19 protein-coding genes and 1 tRNA gene are annotated in these 22,294 nt (G+C 60.1%); 7 read left to right on the top strand and 13 right to left on the bottom strand.

Annotated features, from left to right (window positions below; genetic code table 11):
* Positions 1–120 precede the first annotated feature (120 nt).
* Positions 121–1,164, bottom strand: a complete 1,044-nt coding sequence (locus AC1Q5O_RS01455; RefSeq protein WP_223611483.1) for an autoinducer 2 ABC transporter substrate-binding protein — start codon at positions 1,162–1,164, stop codon at positions 121–123.
* Between the two features lie 428 nt (positions 1,165–1,592).
* Between AC1Q5O_RS01455 and AC1Q5O_RS01450 the strand changes: the two genes are divergently transcribed.
* Positions 1,593–2,561 carry an NAD-dependent epimerase/dehydratase family protein gene (locus AC1Q5O_RS01450; RefSeq protein WP_492561673.1) on the top strand — a complete coding sequence of 323 codons (969 nt, stop codon included), beginning with the start codon at positions 1,593–1,595 and terminating at the stop codon, positions 2,559–2,561.
* Positions 2,562–2,607: 46 nt separating this feature from the next.
* On the opposite strand, the gene AC1Q5O_RS01445 is transcribed toward AC1Q5O_RS01450, so the two are convergent.
* Positions 2,608–2,682, bottom strand: a tRNA-Gln gene (locus AC1Q5O_RS01445).
* 442 nt (positions 2,683–3,124) lie between these two features.
* Between AC1Q5O_RS01445 and AC1Q5O_RS01440 the strand changes: the two genes are divergently transcribed.
* The gene (locus tag AC1Q5O_RS01440) at positions 3,125–4,126 is read left to right on the top strand and encodes an MraY family glycosyltransferase (RefSeq protein WP_492561672.1); all 1,002 of its coding nucleotides are present in this window, start codon (positions 3,125–3,127) and stop codon (positions 4,124–4,126) included.
* Here AC1Q5O_RS01440 and AC1Q5O_RS01435 read toward each other — a convergent pair whose 3' ends face one another.
* On the bottom strand, positions 4,127–5,050 hold the full coding sequence (locus tag AC1Q5O_RS01435; RefSeq protein ID WP_492561671.1) for a glycosyltransferase: 924 nt from the start codon (positions 5,048–5,050) through the stop codon (positions 4,127–4,129).
* Positions 5,051–5,136: 86 nt separating this feature from the next.
* On the bottom strand, positions 5,137–7,005 hold the full coding sequence (locus AC1Q5O_RS01430; RefSeq protein ID WP_464662967.1) for a polysaccharide biosynthesis protein: 1,869 nt from the start codon (positions 7,003–7,005) through the stop codon (positions 5,137–5,139).
* Positions 7,006–7,258: 253 nt separating this feature from the next.
* On the opposite strand from AC1Q5O_RS01430, the gene AC1Q5O_RS01425 reads away from it, so the two are divergent.
* Entirely contained in the window at positions 7,259–8,434 is a 1,176-nt protein-coding gene (locus AC1Q5O_RS01425) for a DUF2793 domain-containing protein (RefSeq protein ID WP_492561669.1), read from the top strand.
* Between the two features lie 165 nt (positions 8,435–8,599).
* Here AC1Q5O_RS01425 and uraH read toward each other — a convergent pair whose 3' ends face one another.
* The 7 genes from uraH to AC1Q5O_RS01390 all read right to left on the bottom strand — a co-directional run bounded on the left by uraH (position 8,600) and on the right by AC1Q5O_RS01390 (position 15,492).
* Positions 8,600–8,956 (bottom strand): hydroxyisourate hydrolase, encoded by a 357-nt coding sequence (gene uraH, locus AC1Q5O_RS01420; protein ID WP_492561668.1) that lies wholly within the window; start codon positions 8,954–8,956, stop codon positions 8,600–8,602.
* Between the two features lie 10 nt (positions 8,957–8,966).
* Entirely contained in the window at positions 8,967–9,470 is a 504-nt protein-coding gene (gene uraD / locus AC1Q5O_RS01415) for a 2-oxo-4-hydroxy-4-carboxy-5-ureidoimidazoline decarboxylase (RefSeq protein ID WP_223611490.1), read from the bottom strand.
* Positions 9,457–11,802, bottom strand: a complete 2,346-nt coding sequence (xdhB, locus tag AC1Q5O_RS01410; protein WP_492561667.1) for a xanthine dehydrogenase molybdopterin binding subunit — start codon at positions 11,800–11,802, stop codon at positions 9,457–9,459. The genes uraD and xdhB overlap by 14 nt, the downstream gene beginning before the upstream one ends.
* Positions 11,799–13,214, bottom strand: a complete 1,416-nt coding sequence (gene xdhA, locus AC1Q5O_RS01405) for a xanthine dehydrogenase small subunit (protein ID WP_492561666.1) — start codon at positions 13,212–13,214, stop codon at positions 11,799–11,801. The genes xdhB and xdhA overlap by 4 nt, the downstream gene beginning before the upstream one ends.
* A 203-nt stretch (positions 13,215–13,417) precedes the next feature.
* Positions 13,418–13,918, bottom strand: coding sequence for an ureidoglycolate lyase (locus AC1Q5O_RS01400; protein WP_492561665.1), 501 nt, complete (start codon positions 13,916–13,918; stop codon positions 13,418–13,420).
* Positions 13,915–14,871: an allantoinase PuuE gene (gene puuE / locus AC1Q5O_RS01395; protein WP_492561664.1), complete on the bottom strand. Its 957-nt coding sequence runs from the start codon at positions 14,869–14,871 to the stop codon at positions 13,915–13,917. The genes AC1Q5O_RS01400 and puuE overlap by 4 nt, the downstream gene beginning before the upstream one ends.
* A gap of 33 nt (positions 14,872–14,904) precedes the next feature.
* A complete protein-coding gene (locus AC1Q5O_RS01390) occupies positions 14,905–15,492 on the bottom strand; it encodes a biotin transporter BioY (RefSeq protein WP_492561663.1) in 588 nt (195 codons plus the stop codon).
* A gap of 105 nt (positions 15,493–15,597) precedes the next feature.
* Here AC1Q5O_RS01390 and AC1Q5O_RS01385 point away from each other — a divergent pair, with 105 nt between their 5' ends.
* Positions 15,598–16,503, top strand: coding sequence for an MBL fold metallo-hydrolase (locus tag AC1Q5O_RS01385; RefSeq protein WP_492561662.1), 906 nt, complete (start codon positions 15,598–15,600; stop codon positions 16,501–16,503).
* Here AC1Q5O_RS01385 and AC1Q5O_RS01380 read toward each other — a convergent pair.
* Both AC1Q5O_RS01380 and AC1Q5O_RS01375 read right to left on the bottom strand, forming a co-directional pair.
* Positions 16,488–17,288 (bottom strand): DUF1499 domain-containing protein, encoded by an 801-nt coding sequence (locus AC1Q5O_RS01380; protein WP_492561661.1) that lies wholly within the window; start codon positions 17,286–17,288, stop codon positions 16,488–16,490. The two genes, AC1Q5O_RS01385 and AC1Q5O_RS01380, sit on opposite strands and share 16 nt — an antisense overlap.
* A gap of 118 nt (positions 17,289–17,406) precedes the next feature.
* The gene (locus tag AC1Q5O_RS01375; RefSeq protein WP_492561660.1) at positions 17,407–19,833 is read right to left on the bottom strand and encodes an alkaline phosphatase family protein; all 2,427 of its coding nucleotides are present in this window, start codon (positions 19,831–19,833) and stop codon (positions 17,407–17,409) included.
* A 112-nt stretch (positions 19,834–19,945) separates the two neighbouring features.
* Here AC1Q5O_RS01375 and AC1Q5O_RS01370 point away from each other — a divergent pair, with 112 nt between their 5' ends.
* The 3 genes from AC1Q5O_RS01370 to AC1Q5O_RS01360 all read left to right on the top strand — a co-directional run bounded on the left by AC1Q5O_RS01370 (position 19,946) and on the right by AC1Q5O_RS01360 (position 22,292).
* The gene (locus AC1Q5O_RS01370) at positions 19,946–20,074 is read left to right on the top strand and encodes a hypothetical protein (protein WP_492561659.1); all 129 of its coding nucleotides are present in this window, start codon (positions 19,946–19,948) and stop codon (positions 20,072–20,074) included.
* Between the two features lie 386 nt (positions 20,075–20,460).
* Positions 20,461–20,802, top strand: a complete 342-nt coding sequence (locus AC1Q5O_RS01365; RefSeq protein ID WP_346306505.1) for a hypothetical protein — start codon at positions 20,461–20,463, stop codon at positions 20,800–20,802.
* A gap of 92 nt (positions 20,803–20,894) precedes the next feature.
* Entirely contained in the window at positions 20,895–22,292 is a 1,398-nt protein-coding gene (locus AC1Q5O_RS01360) for an aminotransferase (RefSeq protein ID WP_492561658.1), read from the top strand.
* Positions 22,293–22,294: the final 2 nt, after the last annotated feature.

Here is a 22,294-nt window from a genome sequence, read left to right as displayed (position 1 = left end):
CTTCACTACTGTATCGATCATTTCTGAAATGTTGCAAAGTAAGTGAGAGAGTTGATGGCAATGTGATCTCCCCCCTTATGGGGGAGATGTCCGGCAGGACAGAGGGGGGTGAGTGTTCCCTTAGAAGTTGTAATCGCCCATATTGGCCGAGGTTACGCCAACCCAGCCTGCACCATAGAGCAGGTTTGGCTTGGATGCATCGGGAACGAGCAGGCTGTTGTAGCCAGGCAGGCCCAGATCAAGACCGGCCTTGATCTCGCCGTTCTTCTTTTCCAGCGCCATGACGGCCAGTTCGTTCATGGCGTAACCGGCAACGGCCGGATCCCAGAACTGGATGTACTGGATGTCGCCATTCTTAAGGTATTGGCCCGCAACGGAAACCAGACCGGTACCGGCAAAGAAGACCTTGCCCTTCAGACCGCCTTCGGCGATCAGACGTCCAGCGCCCGCGGAGGTCGGCATGGGCGCACCCAGGATGCCCTTGACATCCGGATAGGTGGTCATGGCTTCCTTCAGCTTGGTGTAATCCTGGTTGGCATCGTCATAGGTTTCCAGACGCTCCGTTGCCAGGGACATGTCGGGGAAATTCTTCTTCTGGTATTCGATGGCACCATCGATCCAGTCCATCTGCGACTTCGAGGTCAGGCTGCCGACGGTGGCGAGATACTTGCCCTTGCCGCCCATATCCTTGGCCAGAACTTCCATCAGCTTCGCGCCGTAGGCCTTGTTGTCGAAGGCTTCGAGCTCATAATCGACGTTGACTATGTTGGAGGCTTCGTGCGCGATGACGACGATACCGCGATCGCGCGCCTTCTTCAGAACCGGCTCGACCGCTTCCACCGAGAACGGCACGATGCAGATGGCATCGACGCCCTGCGCGATCAGATTTTCAACGATCTGCACCTGCGCCGCGGCATCGGCCTGGCTTGGGCCGACCATCCACGCGTCTGCGCCGGTTTCCGCCTTGAACTGTGCAACGCCGGTGCGCATGCGGTCGAACCAGGCGATGCCGTCGACCTTGACGACCGTGGCAATCGAATAGGTCTTGCCGCTGGCGGAGGTGACGTATTCCTTCTTCACCTTGGATGTATCGACGGCGCTGTCGGCCATGGCCGGTGCGGCCAGTGCCGCAACGATGGCGAGTGATGCGAGCAGTTTCTTCACAGGTTTATCCTCCCTTGGTTTTGCCTTGTATTTTCCCGGCTGTGCGCGAAGCGCCCACCCTGAAACCCTTCTCATGTCGCGGAAAATGCCTTGGCCTGACGATGCACATCAAAACCGGTCCGCCCTCGATGGGTGCCGCGGTACGATGCCAAAAACTGTCAGATCAATTTGCGCCCGAGATTCTCCCAAACCGGCGCAAATGTGCCTCTCCCTGCGATTCATGCCTTCATGAAACGTTTCATTTAACATTTCGGATCATGCGGGACTTGTCAATACGACTCGGCCGAGATTGAACAAATGTTTATCGGGATATTGAATTGTCACGAATTTTTGGCGCGGCCGCAGCCGGAAATCCGCTTTCCCCGCCATGAATATGGATTGGCGCATTGATTGGCGGCGACACCTCTTGATATGAGTGAGGTTCAGGAATGGGGTTTCACACAATGTTCAAGGGCAAGGTCCTCGTCACGGGCGCTTCCGGCTTCATCGGACAGGAGCTTGTGCCGCACCTCATGGCCGCCGGTTATCAGGTGACCGGCGCTTCACGCTCATCGGCGAGCCCGGCGACCCTCCCGATTGAAACGATTCCTCTGCCCTCGCCCGCGGCCCCGGACGAAGATTTCGCGCGGCTGCTCGCCGGGTTCGATCATGTGGTGCATCTGGCGGCCATCGCCCACACGCGGCTGCCGGAGGCAGCACAGCTCTACCACGATGTGAACTGTGTCCTCGCCGCCAAACTCGCCAGGGCTGCGGATCAGGCGATCAGCGGCAAACTGGTGTTCCTTTCGTCAATCCGGGCGCAATCGGGAGCCACGCAGGAGGGTCTGGTCACCGAGCTGTCACCGCCCCGGCCAAGCGATGATTACGGCCGGGCAAAACTTGCCGCCGAGGCGGAAATCGCCGCGGCCATGCCAAGGCGCAACTTCACCATCCTGCGTCCCGTCCTTGTCTACGGGCCCGGCGTCAAAGGCAACATGGCGGCCCTGATCAGGCTCGCGGCCCGCAAGATACCCCTGCCGCTGCAGTCACTGACGGGACAACGCTCGGTGCTTGACCGCTCGGCGCTGTGCCGCGCCATCCTGCATGGCCTGTGCAGCACGAACACGGACGGGGGCATCTATATCGTCGCGGACAAGAGGCCCATGACAGCGGCGGCAATCGTCACGGCGATCCGGCATGGCCTCGGCCGGGATGCCGGACTGGTCAGCATTCCCGCCGGACTGCTGCATCTCGCCGCCGCCGTGACCGGCCAGCAGCAGCGCTGGCAGACACTCAACGGCAATCTTGTGGCAAGCGCCGCCCTGCTGGAATCAACCGGCTGGGAACCGACTGTTGATTCCGGGTTGCGGATCGCGCAGTCGGTTTTGCCTGCGAGCCGCGCAGCCGCGCGCGATTGATTCCGGTTATATGAATATATTCAATGGCTTGGATATTGCTGTGACATGGCTGGGGCGCCTGGATTCGAACCAGGGAATGGCGGTACCAAAAACCGCTGCCTTACCACTTGGCTACGCCCCAAAATGCCGATGCGGGTGCAATGCACCGCAGGACAGCGCGGCCTTATAACCTCTGGTTCCAGCTTGCGCAACGTGAATGATTGCCCAGTTTGTCGCTCTTTCACAATTGTTTCGGCATTATTTTCATGACAAGGGTGTGAACAATTCGCCAAGCTCTAGGGGCAGGACTCATTAATATGATCGAAATGGCGCCTGAAACGGCAAGAAGATGCGAGGAGAGATGCGAAGCGCGGGGTCTTCCCCCCGGCCGAGCAGTTCGACACGGCAGCTTGCAGCCGTTTCGGCGTCCGCAGGATATGGTCCATTTGCCCGGCTCCATCGTCGCAAAGACTCGACAATGAACCACATTGCCTTCGTCTTTGCTCCTTGTAACCAAACAAATGGCCTCATACCATTTCGACCAGATTAATGGGTCCTGACCCTAGATTAAGGGTGCCGCTGCCTTGTCGCCGATCCTCACCGTCTTTGTCCTTGCCGCCATTGCCAGCGCCGTGCTTCTTGCCGTTCTCATCCGGTTGCTGCCCAGCCATTTTCTGGCCGCGGGAATCAATGAACGCTCAAACCACACCCAGTCTGCACGCCAGCTTGGCGGCCTTGCCATCGTGCCGGTGGTCGTGGCGCTCCTCTGGCTGTTCGGCGCGCGGATGGGTCTCGACCAGCGCTTTCTCGTCACCGCGTCCATCGGTGCGCTGATCCTCTGGATCACCGGGATGCTCGACGACCGGCATCACCTGCCGGAAAGCATCCGGATCATCGCGCAGCTGATCGCCGCCTGCCTTTGCGTTTACGGCCTCGGGCCGGATTTTCGCCTGCTGCCGGATTTTTTCCCGGTCCTGCTTGAGCGGGGCCTGCTTGTGCTGGCGCTGGTCTATTTCATCAACCTGACCAATTTCATGGATGGCCTCGACCTGATGGTCGTGTCCGGCATGGGCATTCCGCTTGCCTTTCTCGCGGGCTTCGCGGCCTTCGGCCTGGCGGGCATGGCCAGCGGCAGCATCGCGGCGGCCATAGCCGGGGGGCTCTGCGGCTTTGCCCTGTTCAACCGCCCCAAGGCCACGGTTTTTCTCGGCGATTCCGGCAGCCTGCCGCTGGGGCTGCTGTGCGGCCTCGCCTTTTTCATGGTCGCCCGCGACATGCGCATTGCCACCGGACTGATCCTGCCGCTGTTTTTCATTGCCGATGCGACGACGACGCTGATCAAGCGCCTGCTCGAGGGCGACAATATTTTCGCCGCCCATTCCAAACATGCCTATCAGGTTGCCAAACGCGCGGGATGGAGCGTGTGGCAGGTGGTACTGACCGTGGCTGCACTGAATGTCATTCTTGGCATCTGCGCATTTGCCGCGAGTTCCATCAGCATTCCGGTCCGCCTGACCGGTATTGTGGTGGCGGTTGTATGCGTTTCCGCCGTTCTGCTGCGCTTTCGCAGACAGACAGCGGCCTGATCAGAGCCTGCGGAAGATGGCGGCGAGATAAAGCCCGACCTGGCCCGGGAGGGTCTGCCGGTAAACGCCCGACTGATGCAGGGCGAGAATGCGCCGGATGACGTTGTCGGATCGCACCTTCCAGTAGAGATCGCAGGTCGCCTGCGCTTCGGCCGTCAGCAGATCCCGGTTACGCACCAGCCCCTGAATGTTGAGATCGGCCCGATCGGCAAACCGGACGGCGAAGCGGGCGCGCAAGGCAGCCAGTTGCCCCTGCCAGCCCTCGCCACGGCTCGGCCGGCGGTGCCGCACCAGCGGCTGCGGGTCAAAATGCACCACGCCACCGGCGCCGGAGACAATCAGATACAACCACCAGTCATGGCTGGAAAATTGCGTCGTCCGGCACGACGCCGTGAGCAGATCGTGTGCCTTGCGGTTGAAAAGCATCGTGCTGCCCGCGGCGATGTTCTGGACCAGTGCATTGCGGAATTCCGCCGGGCGCGCATAAAGCGGCGACGAACCGACGATAGCACCATTTTCGGCAATGGTAAGCGTCCGCGAACAGAAGAGGGATGGCACGGCAAAAGCATTGTGCTCGATCCAGCGGATGGAGGCGGCAAGCTTTTCCGGCTCCCAGATATCGTCCTGATCGGCAAAGGCATAATATTCCGCCTGGATGGCCGGATTGGTGATCAGCGACCGGAAATTTTCGCTTCTCCCCTCACCGGCGCCGTGCAGCAGGGTCACCCGGCCCTTGGTCCAGCGCCGCGCCCATTGCTGCAGGATCGCCCGGCTGCCATCCGTCGATCCGTCGTCCGAGACCCACAGATCGATATCGGGATAGGTTTGCGCGGCGATGGAGGCCAATTGCGCGTCGAGACATGCGGCACCATTGAAGGTTTCCAGGAGGACGGCAACCGTTCCTGATGATGGAGCCCTTTTCAACAACCGCTATCCCGCTCTGTGTCTGTTTCGGTGAAACCAGTGCAGCCGTTTCTGCACGGGAATCTCGCCAAGATTGAGGTCCCGTGTTAACTGAGAGCCTTCTCGAAAAGCAGGGCCCGCACGGCATCCGGGTTTTGTTGTGCGATCAGCCCGCGCAGTTCTTCGACCGCTGCAGGCAGATGGTCGACCGGCGCCACCCGCCGTCTGGCGCGCAGAATCTTGGAATGGCTCGTCGCCGAAACACCCGTTGGATCGTAGAAGAGTTCCTCATGCAGCTTTTCGCCGTCGCGGATACCGATCGTGACGACCTCGATGTCGCCATGGGGGTTTTTGCCGTCCTTCACCGACAGCCCCGCCAGGAGGATCATATTTTCGGCGAGATCACGGATACGCACGGCGTCGCCCATTTCCAGAAGCAGGATGTCGCCGCCCTCCGACAATGCGCCAGCCTGAATGATCAGTTCCGCCGCCTCGCGGACGGACATGAAATAGCGGGTCATCTCGTCATGGGTCACCGTCAGCGGACCGCCATGGGCGATCTGCTCGCGGAACAGCGGAACGACGGAACCGCTGGAACCGATGACATTGCCGAAGCGGACGCAGGTGAATATCTGGCCGGTGCCGTGCGTCTTCGCCACGTCGCCATGGTAGCGCACGATCAGCTCGGCCCAACGCTTGGTTGCACCCATGACATTGGATGGACGCACTGCCTTATCAGACGAGATGAGGACGAAATTGCGGACACCCGCCTCGCGGGCCACGGCCGCCAGAACATCGGTGCCGATGACATTGTTGCGGGCGCCTTCCACGACGTTTTCCTCAACCAGCGGCACATGCTTGTAGGCGGCGCAATGATAGACGTTCTCCACCTTGTGCTGATCGAGCACCACCTTGAGCAGCGGGCCGTCGCTGATCGAGCCAAGGACAGGCACCAGAACGCAATCGCTGATACCGGCGAGTTCGCGGTGAAGCTGATAGATGCTGTGCTCGTTCACATCGAACAGCACGAGTTTGGCCGGGGCCAGCTTGACGATCGTCCGGCAGAGTTCCGAACCGATGGATCCGCCGGCACCGGTCACCAGGATGACGCGGTTTTCCACCGTCTTGTCGAGAAGGTCGGGGTGGGCCGGCACCGGCGAGCGCCCCAGGAGATCGTCGATATCGATATCGCGCAGATGGCTCACGATGTATTTTCCGGCCGTCAGGTCGGAAATCGCCGGCAGGATGCGCACCTTGACATTGAGCGACTTGAGCTTGCCCATCAGCAAACGGCGCTGATTGCCGCTCAGGGACGAGGTGGTCACGATCATTTCGTTGATGCCGAAACTGTCGATGAGATCTTCGATCTGCGCGGTCGGGTAGACGCGGATGCCGAGGATGTCCATGCCATGCAGCGTGGCATCGTCATCAATGAAACCGGCGACGAAAACCTCGTTCTGGCTGCGCAGCGCATTGGCCAATTGGCGCCCCGCATCGCCGGCGCCGAATATCAGGCACTGCCGGGCCAGGAGTTTTTCACGAATCGGGCTCCACAGCAGCCATTTGGCGGCAAAACGGCTGCCGCAAATCAGGACAACGGCAAGGACCCAATACAAAAAGGGGACGGCGCGCGGCACGCCTTCGGCACCGGTCATCTGGGTCAGAAACGCGACAACCACCCAGATGATCACCGAAAAGGTCACCGCCTGCATCATCGTCCAGATGGCTTTATCCGGCAGATAGCGAATAACCGCCCGGTAAAGGCCAAACCGGATAAACACCGGCGATGCGATCAGAGGAGCAGCGATCATCAGCATCGCCTGCTCGGTATTGGGCATAAACAGGGTGTTGAACCGCAGCACGTAGCTGAACCAGGCCGCAAATGTCAGCACCACCATGTCGAAGCTGACAAGGAGCACCTGCTTGTAACGACGCGGCATCATGGCGATGCGTTGCCGAAAATTTTCCAATTTCATTGATCCTCGGTGCTTACGGAATGCCTGGGTGACATGAGAAACTGCAATTTTCCTTAAAGTCCAATTTGAGGCATTTGTGAGATGGAGATGCTCATCCCTGGATTCCCCAATAGTTTCAAGACCAGTAACATAGGGTTACATAAATGCAATCATCGTCTGGCGGTCAATCGGCGGTTGTCCTTTCAGTCACTTTATCCAACACAGACTGGCAGCGTTTATCCTTGGCTTTTTTCCAACGATGGAACAACGCCCCATGGACCAGACACCGAACCTTCAGCTCCCTTACATCGCACCGTCGCAAGCCCAGAAGCATGTCACCCATAATGAGGCCATCCGGGCGCTGGATGCCCTCGTGCAGCTCTGCGTGGTGAGCAGAACACTCAAGGAGCCGCCGGCCGAGCCGCGGGAAGGCTACCGCTATTGTATCGCATCCGGCGCGTCCGGTGCGTGGGGCGGCAAGGACGGGCACATCGCGGCGTGGCAGGATGACGCGTGGGCATTCCTCCAGCCGCGGGACGGATGGCGCGCATGGATCGTTGCCGAGAACTGCCTTACAATTTTCAATCAGGGACAGTGGACCGATTTCCGTCCGGCAACAAATCCCGTCGACCGCGTCGGTATCCAAGCGCAGGCGGATGACACGAACCGCCTGAGCGTGAAGAGCCCCGCCTCGCTGTTCGACCATGCAGGCAGCGGGCATCAGCTGAAAATCAACAAGGCTGGCGAGCAGCAGCTCGCATCCATTCTCTTTCAGTCGGCCTATCAGGGCCGCGTCGAGATCGGCACGATCTGGAACCGGGATTTTTCCATCAAGGCCAGCATCGACGGCAAGGACTGGCGGGATATCCTGCTTGCCGACAGCAGAACCGGGGCAGTGCAGTTTCCCGGAGGCATCGTCCAGCCGAGGACGGGCAAGAAACTGTCCGGGCTGATTTTCCTGCCCGATGGCGGCGGCACCGCCGTTCTCGAACCCGCCGCCGGCAGCGCTGTCTGTGCGTCCGTCTCCGCCGACCTGCTGTCACTGAAAGGCAAAGCGGCGGCGGGCATCTTTGCAACGGGCATGCGCGGCGTCGCCATGGTCCGTATCTGGAACACCAGCAAATCGCCGGCCCAGTCCGCCTGGGCGAAATGGGACACCGCTGCCGATCAGCTGCAGGTCAGCGATCCCGCCCATATCCGGCCATGGGCCGCGGGCGATGCGATCCAGACCGCCGATCCGGCCAATCAGACCATCGCTCTCGATATCTCACCGCTCATGCAAAAGCAGCTTGGCGGGGCCTTCCCGCAGGATGGGGTATTGCTGGGCAACGGGGCGGGCGGGGATGTGACAATCCCATGCCCCATCGCTTCACCGGTATCATCCGGCAATCTGCTCATCTTCAAAGCGGACGAGCGCAGGCGATTCACTGTGATCGGGATTTACGGATGAGCGGCACTGGTTTTTTTATCGTGCGTGGTTCGACAAGCTCACCATGAGGGAGGTGGTTTGGTGCAAGGTTAATCACAAACGTTGCAGAACTTAGCTCTCTGCAGCCCGCTCCATCCCTCATGGTGAGCTTGTCGAACCACGCAACACTGCACTGCAAAACTTTCCTCAGCTGCCGCGATAGGTTGAGTAGGACCATGGCGTCACCAAGAGCGGCACGTGGTAATTCGCCTCCACATCCGCGATAGCAAAACGGATGGGCACCACATCGAGAAAGGCAGGTTCCGCCAAAACAGCGCCCTTTGCCCGAAAATATGCCTCGACAAAAAAACTGAGCTCGTAGCGCCCGGCCGCCATTTCGCCGGGCGACAACAGCAGCGCGTCGGTACGGCCATCGGCATTGGTGACCGTCGTTTTGAGCAGATGCCTGATCTCATCCGCGTCGATCCGATGCAGTTTCAGCGTCATGCCTGCGGCAGGACACCCGGCCGCCGTATCCAGCACATGTGTGGACAGTTTTCCCATGGATGACCTCTCAGGCTAGCAGATCGTCGAGGCGGAACCGGGCGATCAGGGCAATCTGGCGCAGGGCTTCGGCCACCTCTTCGCCGGCATTGTTCTGCAACCGCGTCCTGAATGCCGCCAGGATGGAATGCTTGTCATGACCGCGTACGGCGAGAATGAACGGAAAGCCGAACCGCCGCTGATAGCCGTCATTCAACCGGTGGAATTCGTCGAATTCGCCATCCGTCAGCCGGTCAAGCCCGGCGCCCTTCTGTTCGCTGGTCGAGTGCACCGTCAGGCTGCCCTGGCGGGCGGCCTTGCCTGCAAGGTCCGGGTGGGCACGGATGAGGCCAAGCTGCGCCACCTGCCCGGCCTTGTCGACGGCACCGGCCATGGCCGCGTGCAGGAGTTCCACACTGGCGAAGGGCCGCAGCGGCACCACGGCTTCCGCAACCCACGGCGAATGCTCGAAAATACCGCCCAGCGCCTTGACGAAGGTTTCAGGCGCGGCATCGTTCAGTTCATCGAGAGTCATCGGCATCTTTCTTCATGCGTTGTTTCAGTGCGTTCACCGCACGCAGCACGTTTTCCGGCGTCGCGGGCGCATCGAGCCGGGGAGCGACGGTACCCTGCGCCAGCGAGGCAATGGCATCACGGATGGCAAGCCAGACGGAGACGCCGAGCATCAGCGGCGGCTCGCCGATGGCCTTGGAACGGAACACCGTTTCCTCGCGGTTGGGCGCGTTGTCGAGAATGCGTACATTGAATTCCGGCGGGACATCGCGCGATCCGGGAATCTTGTAGGTGGACGGCCCGACAGTGCGCAGCCTGCCTGTCTTGTCCCACCAGAGTTCCTCGCAGGTCAGCCACCCCATGCCCTGGACAAAGGCGCCCTCGATCTGGCCGAGATCAATCGCCGGGTTCAGCGGCGAGCCGACATCCTGCAGGATATCGGCGCGCAGGCAGCGCGTCTCGCCGGTGAGCGTATCGACGGCGACTTCCGTCACCGCCGCGCCATAGGTGAAATAGAAGAAGGGCCGGCCCTTCATCGTCTTGCCATCCCAATGGATTTTCGGCGTGGCATAGTGCCCGGCTTCCGACAGCTGCACCCGCTTGAGCCAAGCCATCTTGGCCAGTTCGCCGAAGGATATGGATTCGTTGTCGGCGTGAACACGGCCTTCGCGATAGACGATGGTCGCTTCCTGCACGCCGAAATGTTCGGCGGCAACGGCGGTCATGCGCGCCTTGATCGCCGTGGCTGCCTTGAAGGCCGCCATGCCGTTGAGATCGGAGCCGGTGGACGCCGCCGTGGCGCTGGTGTTCGGCACCTTGCCCGTCGCGGTGGAGGAGATGCGCACCATGTCGAGCTCGACCTGGAAGACTTCCGCCACGACCTGCGCCACCTTGACGAACAGGCCCTGCCCCATTTCCGTGCCGCCGTGGTTGAGGAAAATCGAACCGTCGAGGTAGACGTGCACCAGCGCACCGGCCTGATTGAGCGAGGTCAGGTTGAAGGAAATACCGAACTTGACCGGCATCATCGCCAGCCCCCGGCGGATGACCGGATTGGCAGCGTTATGCACATCGATCTCGGCGCGCCGCTGGCGCCAGTCGGCCGAGGCCAGCACCGCTTCGGTCACCTCGATCAGCCGGTTGTCTTCCACCGGCTGGCCATAGGGCGTCACCGCGCCGGTTTCATCGCCGTAATAGTTGATGGCGCGGACGTTGTTGGGATCGAGCTGCAACTCCCGCGCGATGGTATCGATGATGTTCTCGATGGTCAGGATGCCCTGCGGCCCGCCGAATCCCCGGAAGGCGGTGTTGGAAACCGTATTGGTCTTGCAGGCATGGCCGATAAAGCGGGCGTGCGGAATATGATAGGCATTGTCCGTATGCGTCAGCGTGCGGGTGATGACAGGGCCGGTGAGGTCAGGCAGGTTTCCGGCGCGGGCGAGATATTCCACATCCAGCCCGCGAATGCGGCCGCGTGAATCGACACCGACTTTCCAGTTGGCCACATAATCGTGCCGCTTGCCGGTTCCCGCCATGTCGTCGCGGCGTTTCAGCCGCAGCTTGCACGGCTTTCCCGTCTTGGCAGCCACCAGTGCCGCCGCCCCGGCGATGATCGTCGCCTGGCTTTCCTTGCCGCCGAAGCCGCCGCCCATGCGCCGCACCTGGCATTCCACCGCATTGGCATGCAGGCCGAGGATCAGCGCCACATGGTGCTGCACTTCAGTCGGATGCTGCGTCGAGGAATGCACCAGCATCTCGCCATTTTCACCGGGAATGGCATAGGCGATCTGGGTTTCCAGATAAAAGTGATCCTGTCCGCCCATGTGCAGCGTGCCGGAAAAAACATGCGGTGCACCGGCAATCGCCGTCACGGCATCGCCGTCGATGACTTCCTGCGGCGGCAGGACATAGCTCCTGCGCCGGTGCGCCTCCTCGATATCCAGCACCGGCTCCAGCGGTTCGATGCCGACCTTGACCTTCTTCGCGGCGCGATAGGCCGTTTCGAAATCGCGGGCGGCAACGACGGCGATGACCCGCCCTTCATGATCGACGATATCTTCGGCGAACAGCGTTTCGCCATTGAGGATCGGGCCGACCTCGTTGTGGCCGGGCACATCCCTGGCCCACCAGACACCGGCCACGCCCTCCATCGCCAGCGCCTGCGCCGGATCGATGGATTTCAGCCGCCCGTGGGCGACTGGCGAGAGCACGAAGGCCGCATGCAGCGTGCCGGGCAGTTCGGGCATGTCGTCGATGTAGTTTGCCTCGCCCGCCACGTGGCGTGCGGCGGAATCATGGGCAATGCCCTTGCCGACGATGCTGCGCTGGACAGTATGGGGAGCATTGTCGGTCATAGCGCCATCACTTCCACGGTCTCGCCGGAGACATCCCGCCAGAACCGTTCAACCAGATTGGCTGCCACCTGCAGCCGGTAATCCGCGCTGCCGCGCCAGTCGTCGAGCGGCTTGAACGTCGCGGTGATCGCCGCCGCGCAGGCTTCGACCGCTTTCGCATCGAACTGCGTGCCGACCAGCGCCTGCTCTGCTGCCACCGCCCGGCGCGGTGTTGCCGCCATGCCGCCGAAGGCAATGCGCGCGCTGCGGACCTGCCCATCCTCGCGAATAACGAAAAAGGCGGCGCAGACCGTCGAGATATCCTGATCGTAGCGTTTGGAAATCTTGTAGACGCGAAAATCCTGCCCCGGCTTCGGCTTGGGAATGGAGACCGATGCAATCACCTCGTCGGCCCGCAGCTCCGTCTTGCGATAGTCAAGGAAGAAATCCTCCAGCGCCATGAACCGGCGGCCGTTGAGCGAGGCCAATTCCACATCGGCGCCCAGCGCGATCAAGGCAGGCGGGCCGTCGCCGATAGGGCTTGCGGTGCCGATATTGCCGCCAATGGTTCCCATGGAGCGGATCTGGGTCGAGCCGAAACGGCGAATAAGCGTGGCAAAGGACGGATAGGAACCGGCGACGCGCGCAAGCACCTCCTCCCAGGTCACGGCAGCCCCGAAACTCAGGTGATTGTCCGTCTCGCCGATGGCCCGCATTTCCCGCACATGCGCCAGCGAAATGACCTCGTCCCAATCCGTATGATAATCGGCCAGCGCCACGCCGAGATCGGTGCCGCCGCCGAGTAGCAGGGCATCCGGTCTGTCCTTGCGCAGTTGCAAAAGGTCCGCAAGCGTTTGCGGCTGGTGGAAGGTGGAGCCATCAGCCGATACCGCCTTTTGCGGCTCCATCTCGGCGAATGCCCTCACCTCTAGGCCCGATATCGGGGCGCCGCCAGCGCCTGCCACCTTGCGGGCGGCTTCAACGATGGGGCGGTAGCCGGTGCAACGGCACAGATTGCCCGCCAGCGCATCGTGGATTTCGTGGTCATCGGGATGTGCCGTGCTGGCAGCAAGACCGGCCAGCGAAATGACGATGCCCGGCGTGCAGAAGCCGCACTGCGACGAGCCGTTTTCCGCCATTGCCGCCTGTACGGGGTGCAGGATTTCGGTTTTCAGGCCCTCGACGGTGACCAGCGCCCGCCCATCGATCTGACCCATGGCGAGAATGCAGCTGTTGGCGGCGTGATAGCGCACCGAATCACCAGAGGGATCGCCGATCAGCACCGAGCAGGCGCCGCAGTCGCCCTCGGCGCAACCTTCCTTGGTTCCCGTCAGGCGCGGCGCGCTGCGCAGCCAGTCGAGCACCGTCATATCCGGCCGGACCGACGCCAGCTGTTTTTGACCATTGAGAAAAAATTTGATCGTTTGTGACATGGTGCACAGCTTCATCCGGCAGCGATGAAGCGTCAAGGGGCAGAGGGAAGTTCGTGGCGTCGTGGTGCGTGGTTCGACAAGCTCACCATGAGGGACGTGGTTTGGCTACAATGCCAATCGCAAAGGTTGCAGAATATAGCTCCCTGCAATCCTCACTCTCCCTCATGGTGAGCTTGTCGAACCACGCACCGCCTATCTGCGATTCAGACCGTTTCGATCCGATAAACCACATCCCCGAAGAAAAACTCTTCAAGATTGTCCCCTGCACCGCCGCGATCGACCACGAGGAAATCCGACGCCGCTTCCAGCGAAATCAGCGGGTGATGCCAGACATTGCGGCCGTAATTGACGCCCTGATTGCCCTGTGCCAAGAACGCCCTCGGCTGACCCGGACGGCCCGCATCGTCTTCCGCCACGACGACGAGAAACGGCCGGTCCTGCAGCGGATAGAATGCCTGGCTGCCGAGGGGATGGCGCTCGAGCATCGCGATGTCGATGGGCGGGGCGAAAGCCTGTCCGCGAAAAATATTGACCAGAACCCGCGCCTCCGCCCCGCTCACATCGACATGGGCCAGATCGTGAAAACGCTGCGTGGTGCCATTGTTGATCAGGCGTATGTCGGCACCCTCGGTTTCGATCACATCGCCAAAGGGTTCGAACGCCGCGCGGGTCAGCGGCTGGACGGCAAGCAGAGAGATGGTCATACGGCACTGTCCGGGCGATGATGCTCGTGCCAGTGGCGTGCGATATCGATACGGCGCGTCACCCAGGCAGCCTCGTGCCCCTGTACATAATCCAGGAACCGCTCCAGCGCCGCCGCCCGTCCGGGGCGTCCGACAAGACGGCAATGCAGGCCGACGGACATCATCTTGGCCGCGCCTTCCTGCCCTTCCCGGTAGAGCACGTCGAACGTGTCCTTGAGATAGGTGAAAAACTGATCGCCGGTATTGAAACCCTGCGGCGTGGCAAACCGCATGTCGTTGGCATCGAGCGTATAGGGAACAATCAGATGCGGACCCTTCGGCCCTTTCACCCAATAGGGCAGTTCATCGGCATAGCTGTCGGCGGAATAGACGAAACCGCCCTCTTCCATGACGATCTTCAGCGTGTTGTCCGAGGGCTTGCCCTGATAGATGCCAAGCGGGCGCGAGCCGGTGATTTCGGTGTGCAGCCGCACGGCTTCAAGGATGTGCCGGCGCTCGATGTCTTCCGGAAAATCCTTGTACTCCAGCCAGCGCAGGCCGTGGCTGGCGATTTCCCAATCGGCTTCCTGCATGGCGGCCACCGCTTCCGGGTTGCGCGCCATGGCCAGCGTCACGCCATAGACCGTGACCGGCAGGTTGCGGCGGGTAAAGATGCGCCACAGCCGCCAGAAACCGGCACGGGAGCCGTATTCGTAGATGGATTCCATGTTGAGATTGCGCTGCCCCGGCCACGCCGCCGCACCGACGATTTCCGAGAGCAGGTTTTCCGACGCCAGATCATTGTCGAGAATGCAGCTTTCGCCACCCTCCTCGTAATTGACCACGAACTGCACGGCGATGCGGGCATGGCCCGGCCATTTCGGGTCTGGGGTATTGCGGCCGAAGCCGATGAGATCGCGGGGGTAATCGGACACGGAGTGCCTCTCCAACAGACAATGCGGCACCCCCTCCATCCGGCAGGACAGAGGGGGTGCAAAGAGCAGGAATCAGCGGCGCTTGAGCAGCGAGCCGACGGCCGGGACAATGGCGGCGGCCAGCGCCAGCTTCAGGATATCGGCAACGATGAACGGGCCGACGCCGAAGGCAAACGCCTTCTCGAAGCCGAGCAGGTAAGCCATCCAGAGGAAGCCGAGGCTGAGGATGATCGCCTCACCGGCGAGCATGGCAACACCCATGACGACGGGGTTGCGGGCAAAGCCCTTGTCAGCGGCAAGACCGACAACCCAGGCTGCGGCGAGATAGGCGACGAGGTAGCCGCCCGTGGTGCCGACCATATAGGCAAGGCCGATACCCTTTTCCGGCGTTCCGGTGAAAACCGGCATGCCGAGCGCACCTTCGAGCAGGTAGAGCGCCATGGTGGCCACGGCCAGGCGCGAGCCATAGGCGGCGGCAATGGCGAAAACGGCGAAGGTCTGCATGGTGACATTGACGAAAACCATGTCGATCTTGGTCTTCGCCGCAAGGGTCATCAGCGCCGTGCCGACAAAGGCAAGCGAGACAAACCATACGGCTTTGGCAAGCTGGCCTTCCGGCTGGAAGGTTTCAGCAAGGGAACGGGTCTGGGCAGCAATCATGTTCTATCCTCCGGATCGGCTTTCGCCACGCGTTGAAAAGGGTATATTGGGGATGACGCCGCAGCGCAATATGCGCAAGGCCATACACAAGGTCCGCACACCCCCATGTCCCTCGTTTTCGACAGTTCTTTTGCGCCGCATTATGGCGAAGCCGTCGAGATTGCGCCTGATATCAAGCGCATCACGGTCAACAATCCCAGCCCCTTCACCTTTTTCGGCACCAACAGTTATCTGATCGGCCGCGATACGCTGGCGCTGATCGATCCGGGTCCGGTTGACGATGCCCATCACGCGACATTGCTGCGCGCCATCGCCGGGCGGCCGGTCAGCCATATCTTTGTCAGCCATACGCACCGGGACCACTCACCGCTCGCCACGGTTTTGAAAGCCGAGCTTGGCGCCACGCTGGTGGCGGAAGGCCCGCACCGCCCGGCCCGGCCGCTGCATATCGGCGAGATCAACCTGCTCGATGCCAGCGGCGACTATGATTTCGTGCCCGATATCGCCGCTGCCGACAATTCCGTTATCACAGGCGATGGCTGGGCCCTGCGCACCATTCATACGCCCGGCCACACGGCCAACCATGTGGTGTTCGGGCTTGAGGGAACGGACATCCTGTTTTCCGCCGACCATGTGATGGCCTGGGCCACATCCATCGTGGCACCGCCCGACGGCTCGATGTCGGACTACATGGCTTCGCTCGACCGGCTCCTTGAGCGGCATGACCGGGTCTATCTTCCCGGCCATGGCGGTGCGGTGACCAAGCCGAAAACCTTCGTGCGCGGCCTGAAAGCCCACCGCAAGATGCGCGAGCGCGCCGTGCTCGAGCGGGTCAAGCTGGGCGACCGCACGATCGCCGCCATGGTCAAGGTCATCTACCGGGAAACTGACCCGCGCCTGCACGGCGCGGCGGGACTGTCGGTGCTTGCCCATCTGGAAGATCTCGTTGCCCGCGGCAAGGTGCATACGGAAGGCAACCCCTCCATCGACGGCGTCTACTGGGCCGGCTGAGTGGTGTCTTCCTCCGGCTGCGCATTCTGCACCTGCGCATCGAGGTCAGTCATGAACCGGGCGATGCGGCCGGCATTTTCGCCGAGATCGTGAATACCGTAGCGCGAGACCGAGCGCATATCGACATAGGTGGTCTCGCCCTCGTCGCTCAGGCGGATGACGACGTCGCTGGTGAAGCCCAGCAGCCAGGTCCGCGCCACGACTTCCATGAGTATTTCCTCGTCGTCGCCGGGCACGCCCTTCTGATCGATGATGGTCCAGCCATTATTGGTGATCACCGTCACGGCGGCATCGAGAATGCGGTCCGGCGAGCCTTCGTAGCGCCGGCCCGTCACTTCGGGATAGGCCTTGGCCTGCAGGGCACGGCTGTGCGGATCGTTGACCAGCGGGTTCATGCGGTCCGTCCGTTGCCCGGCAAGGGCAAACAGCGCGGGAGGCTCGGTGACATCGGTCGACACGTCATAGATCGCCGGCAGGGTCATCGCCTGATAGACCGTCACGACAAAGGGCCCGAGGACCACCAGCGCGATTACCGCGCCCCAGAAGGCGGACGGGCCGCCGCGGTCGCCGCGGCGCCACAGGCTGGTGAATCCCTTGATGCCGAGCAGCAGCGCCAGCACCGCGAGGCCCGCCACGATGGCGAGCAGCCAGAGAAACTCGGGTGTTTCGATCCGCTCGAAGCGGTGCCCCAGACCCGACAGGACAAACAGGATGGCCGACAGGAACGCGATCCGCACCGACCATTTGGCGGAAATCGATTGGCGGCGTCGGATGTGGTGTCGCATGGAATCCCGATTTGGCTGGTCTGTGACTGACATGAACAGCTAACCGTATTTCCCCGGTGAGACAAGCATTGGAACGGCAGGCCCCCGCGGCACCGGCCGTTGCCAAGGCTCCTCCCCGCTAGACCACTGCCGGGATATAGACCCGCGCCGTCTCGTCGTAGATCATCCCGATGGCCGGATCGGTCCGGCTCATTTTGCCGGTTTCAATGTGGCCCGCATAGCGGCGCAGATACTTGCTCGTGTTCACCGCATCGACGAAGGAAACATCGTACCAGCCGTCCTTTGTAGCGACGTCAACACGCTTGGTGCCATTGGAAATACGCTTGGGTGCTTCTTTGGAATAGTAGGCGTTGATAAGTTTCAGTTCTCCGTTGGCAGTAGGCCAATTTCGGAAGTGAAAACTGAGTATCTTGCCCTCTTTATCGGGAACTATATGGCAGTCGAAATAAAAGGCTGCTTCTGTCGGGCTCATCATATCGCCGCGTGCCTCAGCCAGATAGCCGTTGGGCCCGTGCACGGCAAAGTGATAGTTCATATTGTTGTCAAGGGACAACGGGCAAGAAATCGTCAACTCAGGATCGCCAAGCGTTATTCCTCCCACACTTATGGGTTGGGACTGCAGCAAAGCTTGCTCATTGTAGTTGTAAAGTACAAATGACACGCCCAGCTTGCCTGAATTTTTAAACACACACTCCGGGTACGCAGACATGGAGGAAAAAAATCGAAAGCTGACCTGAAAATCGTAACCAAGCGGCAACAGATCGCACTGTGTCCGATCCTGCTTCACTGCAACAGGTTTTTCTGTATTGGGATCGGCATTGACATGCTCGATTTTGGGTTTGAGTGGATTATCGGCATTTTTCTTGGCGTTGTTTTTTTCACTGTCAGTAAAAATTTTCATCGGCAGCGCTTTATCGATCAGTGTGTCGATTGCTGCAGCGGCCTCGCGGTTAAAATCGAATGCACTTGTCAGATCACCCGCGATTGCCCTTCGCCAGGAGGAAACATTCGGAAGGCTAGACCCTTTGAAATATTCTCCCTTTGCCGCAAATCGTTTTTCGATCCACGTGTCGAGGAATGAAATGAACGAGGTGTGATCGAATACTTCGGAGCAAACACGCCCGCCGGCGCTCCATGGAGAAATGACCAGCAACGGGACACGCATACCCATTCCCAACGGCCGTGGAGCTTCACGTTCCTGCTTTTCATCGTCGGTTTCTTTATCGACGAGCTTTTCCTTGAATGCATTTTCCGAATTGAAATCGCGCCCTTCTTCTTTTCCTGTTTCGTTGTTCAATCGTGTTAACGTGATCTTTATGTCCTCCAACAAATCATTTGCGGACATGCCGTGCAACGCAGCGGCTTCGAGATAACTCAAAGGCGGCACGGGTGGCGGCACATGATCGAAAAAGCCGCCATTCTCGTCATAGGTTATGAAGAACGCTGTCTTTTTCCAGACATCCTTGTTGGCGGCGAACACGCGCAGTATCTCGTTTACATAATACTCGCCGAAATGCGGGGGGTATTTGGGGTGCTCGGAAAACGCTTCCGGCGCGATGATCCATGAAACAGCGGGTAAATTGCCCGAAGCAACATCCTGCTCAAACTGCGACGGTTTGTTGACATCTGTCCGCAAGACGGAGTTTACACTTTGGCTTTTCTCATGGAGCGATGTGTTTTTGATACGAAAATTTGCAAAGGCTTCCAAGGTATTGTTGTCATAGTTTCCCGTGAATACATCGCTGCCTAAACCATCCTGATAAAACTTCCAGCTGAGGCATTTTTCCAGTTCCTGCCTCACCTTCGGTGTGCGCAATTCAAGGTTTTTGAGCGCGCCTTCCAATACTTCGGGATAGGACTTCCAATCTGGTCGTCCCAGTACTTTGTGCGGGGTAGCGAAGGGAAAATGGCTGCTGTCGTAGCGGCCTTTGCTGGTCCCGGTCCAGAAGAAGACGCGATTGGTATCCGTCGCGCCATTGTGCGAACAAAAATATGCGTCGCAAATGGTGAAGGCTTTGGCCAGCTTGAAATACAGTGGAATATCTTTTTCACTGTAGTGGGCCATCGACACAATGCCCTTTTGCGGAATCCATTTGTCCATGAGACCACTGTTCCACGCGGCAAGACCGCTTTTGTAATCATGGGCTGGGTCTTGCAGGAAGACACCGCCCGCGCCACCCTCCTCGTCCGGCGTATCACCTTGCGGCAGTTGATACGGCCTTACCATTTGCGCCGAACTGTCCGACTGCGCCTGGTGCCAGACCGGTTCCCCATTTTTCAATTTCAGCGGCCGTGGGTCGCCGAAACCCCTCACACCGCGCAGCGTACCGAAGTAGTGGTCGAAGGACCTGTTCTCCTGCATCAGAATGACCACATGCTCGATATCCGCCGGCGAGCCTTTCCGGCAGTGCGCCGAAGCGCTCAGCATATCTTCCACAACGGTTGAACTGGCTAAAGCCTCCTGCATATAGGCCGAACATGCCGCATAGGCGGCGGTATTGACGCCGGCGATACCGAGCATCTTGATGAAATCGCGTCTGTCCATAGTAGCTTCCCGGAATAATAAAATATTGAAATAACTATCTTTTTTTGGATCGAACGCCTTACTGACAAACGTCGACAGCAGGCTGCAAGCGAGCAGATTCGGCGGCTTTCAGATGGTTGATCTCATCCTGAAGCCGCCTCATTTCGGCTGCATCCGCGGCAAAACCGGCGTTCTGGTTGGCAAGCGCAGCAATCTGGTTCTTCAGTTCGTCGAACTGTGCCGCGTCAAATGTCGATGCTGAAACGGAACTTGGGTCGGGTTGTTCAGTGTCGGAACAGGCGGTGAGAAAGAGCCATGGGAGCAATAGAAAAAGTCGAGGTTTCAAGATACCCTCCGGTTAATGAATGCGTGACTGAAAATGCAGTGTCTAAAAAATGAAATCGGTTTTTGAGTTTGAATATGGGCAACGGCACATGAATGCCCGCAGTGTATGAAGCTCTGATGACGCAATCGCCCACAACCCGGCGCCGGGCGGCATCTGCCCGCCACCGAACCATCTCAACCGTTTACACTTTATGAGTAGATCGGCTGTCACATAGCTGACATCATCGCCCCGGTGATTCAGGGCAGGATAGAAGGCGGGCAAGCAAGCCGCTTTTACAACGCAAAATGACGAGGCCGGATAGAATGCCTGAGACTGGCAAAGCGGTTTCGCTTGAAGTTGTCGAGATCGAACTGGCGCTTGGCGCACAGGATATTGTTGCCGACGGTTTCGAAGGCGTTTTGCAGAAGGCCGCAGCCCTGGTTGGCGGGGAGGTTGTTTTCAACATTCGCGCGCCGGAAGACGGGGACCAGCAGCGCATTGCGGCCATTTCCTTGTCGGACGGTGCCGTCGACCAGCTCGTTTTCGTCATGCTCGGCAATGACGGCACCAGCCTCACCGTTTCGGCCGAAGATGATGAAACCACGCTGCTCACCCGGCTCGGCAAGGATTATGCGGCGGTGATGAAGGGCCTTCGCCCGGAATAACGGCGCAGGCGACGTTTTCTTTTGGAAGCCGCTTTGCTCTTTCCGGCAAGTCTGGCTAAGCTCGCCCCATCCCGTCAAAATGGAGTCATGAAATGGCGAGCAGCCGCCCCCTTACAAATGTCCAGCAGCGCGATATCGATTCGATCCTGCATCCCTATACCCCCCTCCATAAATTGCAGGATCAAGGACCGCTGGTGATGGGCCATGCCAAGGGGGTCTATATCTATGACACGCAGGGCAAGGAATATATCGAGGGCATGGCGGGCCTGTGGTGCGCCGGTCTCGGCTTCGGCGACGAGGAAATGATCGACGCTGCGACCGAGCAGCTGCGCACCCTGCCCTATTACCACCTCTTCGGCGGCAAGGGCATGGAACCGGCGATCGAGCTTGCCGAAAAGCTCAAGGAAATCGCGCCCGTTCCGATCTCCAAGGTTTTCTATACCTCGTCGGGTTCCGAAGCCAATGACACGCAGGTCAAGCTCGCCTGGTATTACAACAACGCGCTGGGCCGCCCGAAGAAGAAAAAGATCATCTCGCGCGTCAAGGCCTATCATGGCGTGACCATCATGGCCGCGTCGCTGACCGGCCTGCCCTATAACCACAAGGGCTGGGACCTGCCGGTGGAAGGCATCCTGCACACCGACTGCCCGCATTACTACCGTTTCGGCCAGGCGGGCGAGAGCGAGGCGGAATTCGTGGCGCGTCTTGCCGATTCGCTGCGCGACATGATTGAACGCGAAGGCCCCGACACCATCGCCGCCTTCATTGCCGAGCCGGTGATGGGTGCAGGCGGCGTGCTGGTGCCGCCATCGGGCTATTTCGCCGCCATCGAGCCGATCCTGCGCGAGCACGACATCCTGATTATCGCCGACGAGGTCATCAACGGTTTTGGCCGCACCGGCCACTGGTGGGGCAGCCAGGCCGTCGGCATGACGCCGACCACCATCTCGGCGGCCAAGCAGCTGACGTCGGCCTATGCACCGCTCGGCGCCGTGCTGGTTCCCGAAGACGTCTACCAGGCCTATGTGGATCACAGCGCCCAGATCGGCACATTCGGCCACGGTTTCACCTATGGCGGCCATCCCTTGGGCTGCGCGCTCGGGGTGAAGGCCATCGAGATCTACCAGCGCCGCAACATCGTCGACTATGTGCGCAGCCTGACGCCGACCTTCGAAGCACGCCTGAAGAAGGTCATCGATCATCCGCTGGTCGGCGAAGTGCGCAATTCCGGCCTGATGGGTGCGGTGGAACTGGTGGCCGACAAGGCAACCAAACGCTCTTTCGATCCGGCGCACGGCGTCGGCGCACAACTCGCCCGCTTCCTCGAAGGCCACGGCGCGGTGCTGCGGGCCATCGGCGATTCCATCGCCTTCTGCCCGCCGATGATCATCACGGAAGCGGAGCTGAACGAGCTCTTCAACCGCTTCGAGCTGGCATTGGCCGATACGGAAGAGCACGTCGCGAAGAACAATCTGCGCGCAATAAGCTAATT

The sequence above is a fragment of the Phyllobacterium sp. MT110 genome, assembly GCF_058792715.1.
This window is presented reverse-complemented; position numbering and strand designations above follow the sequence as displayed.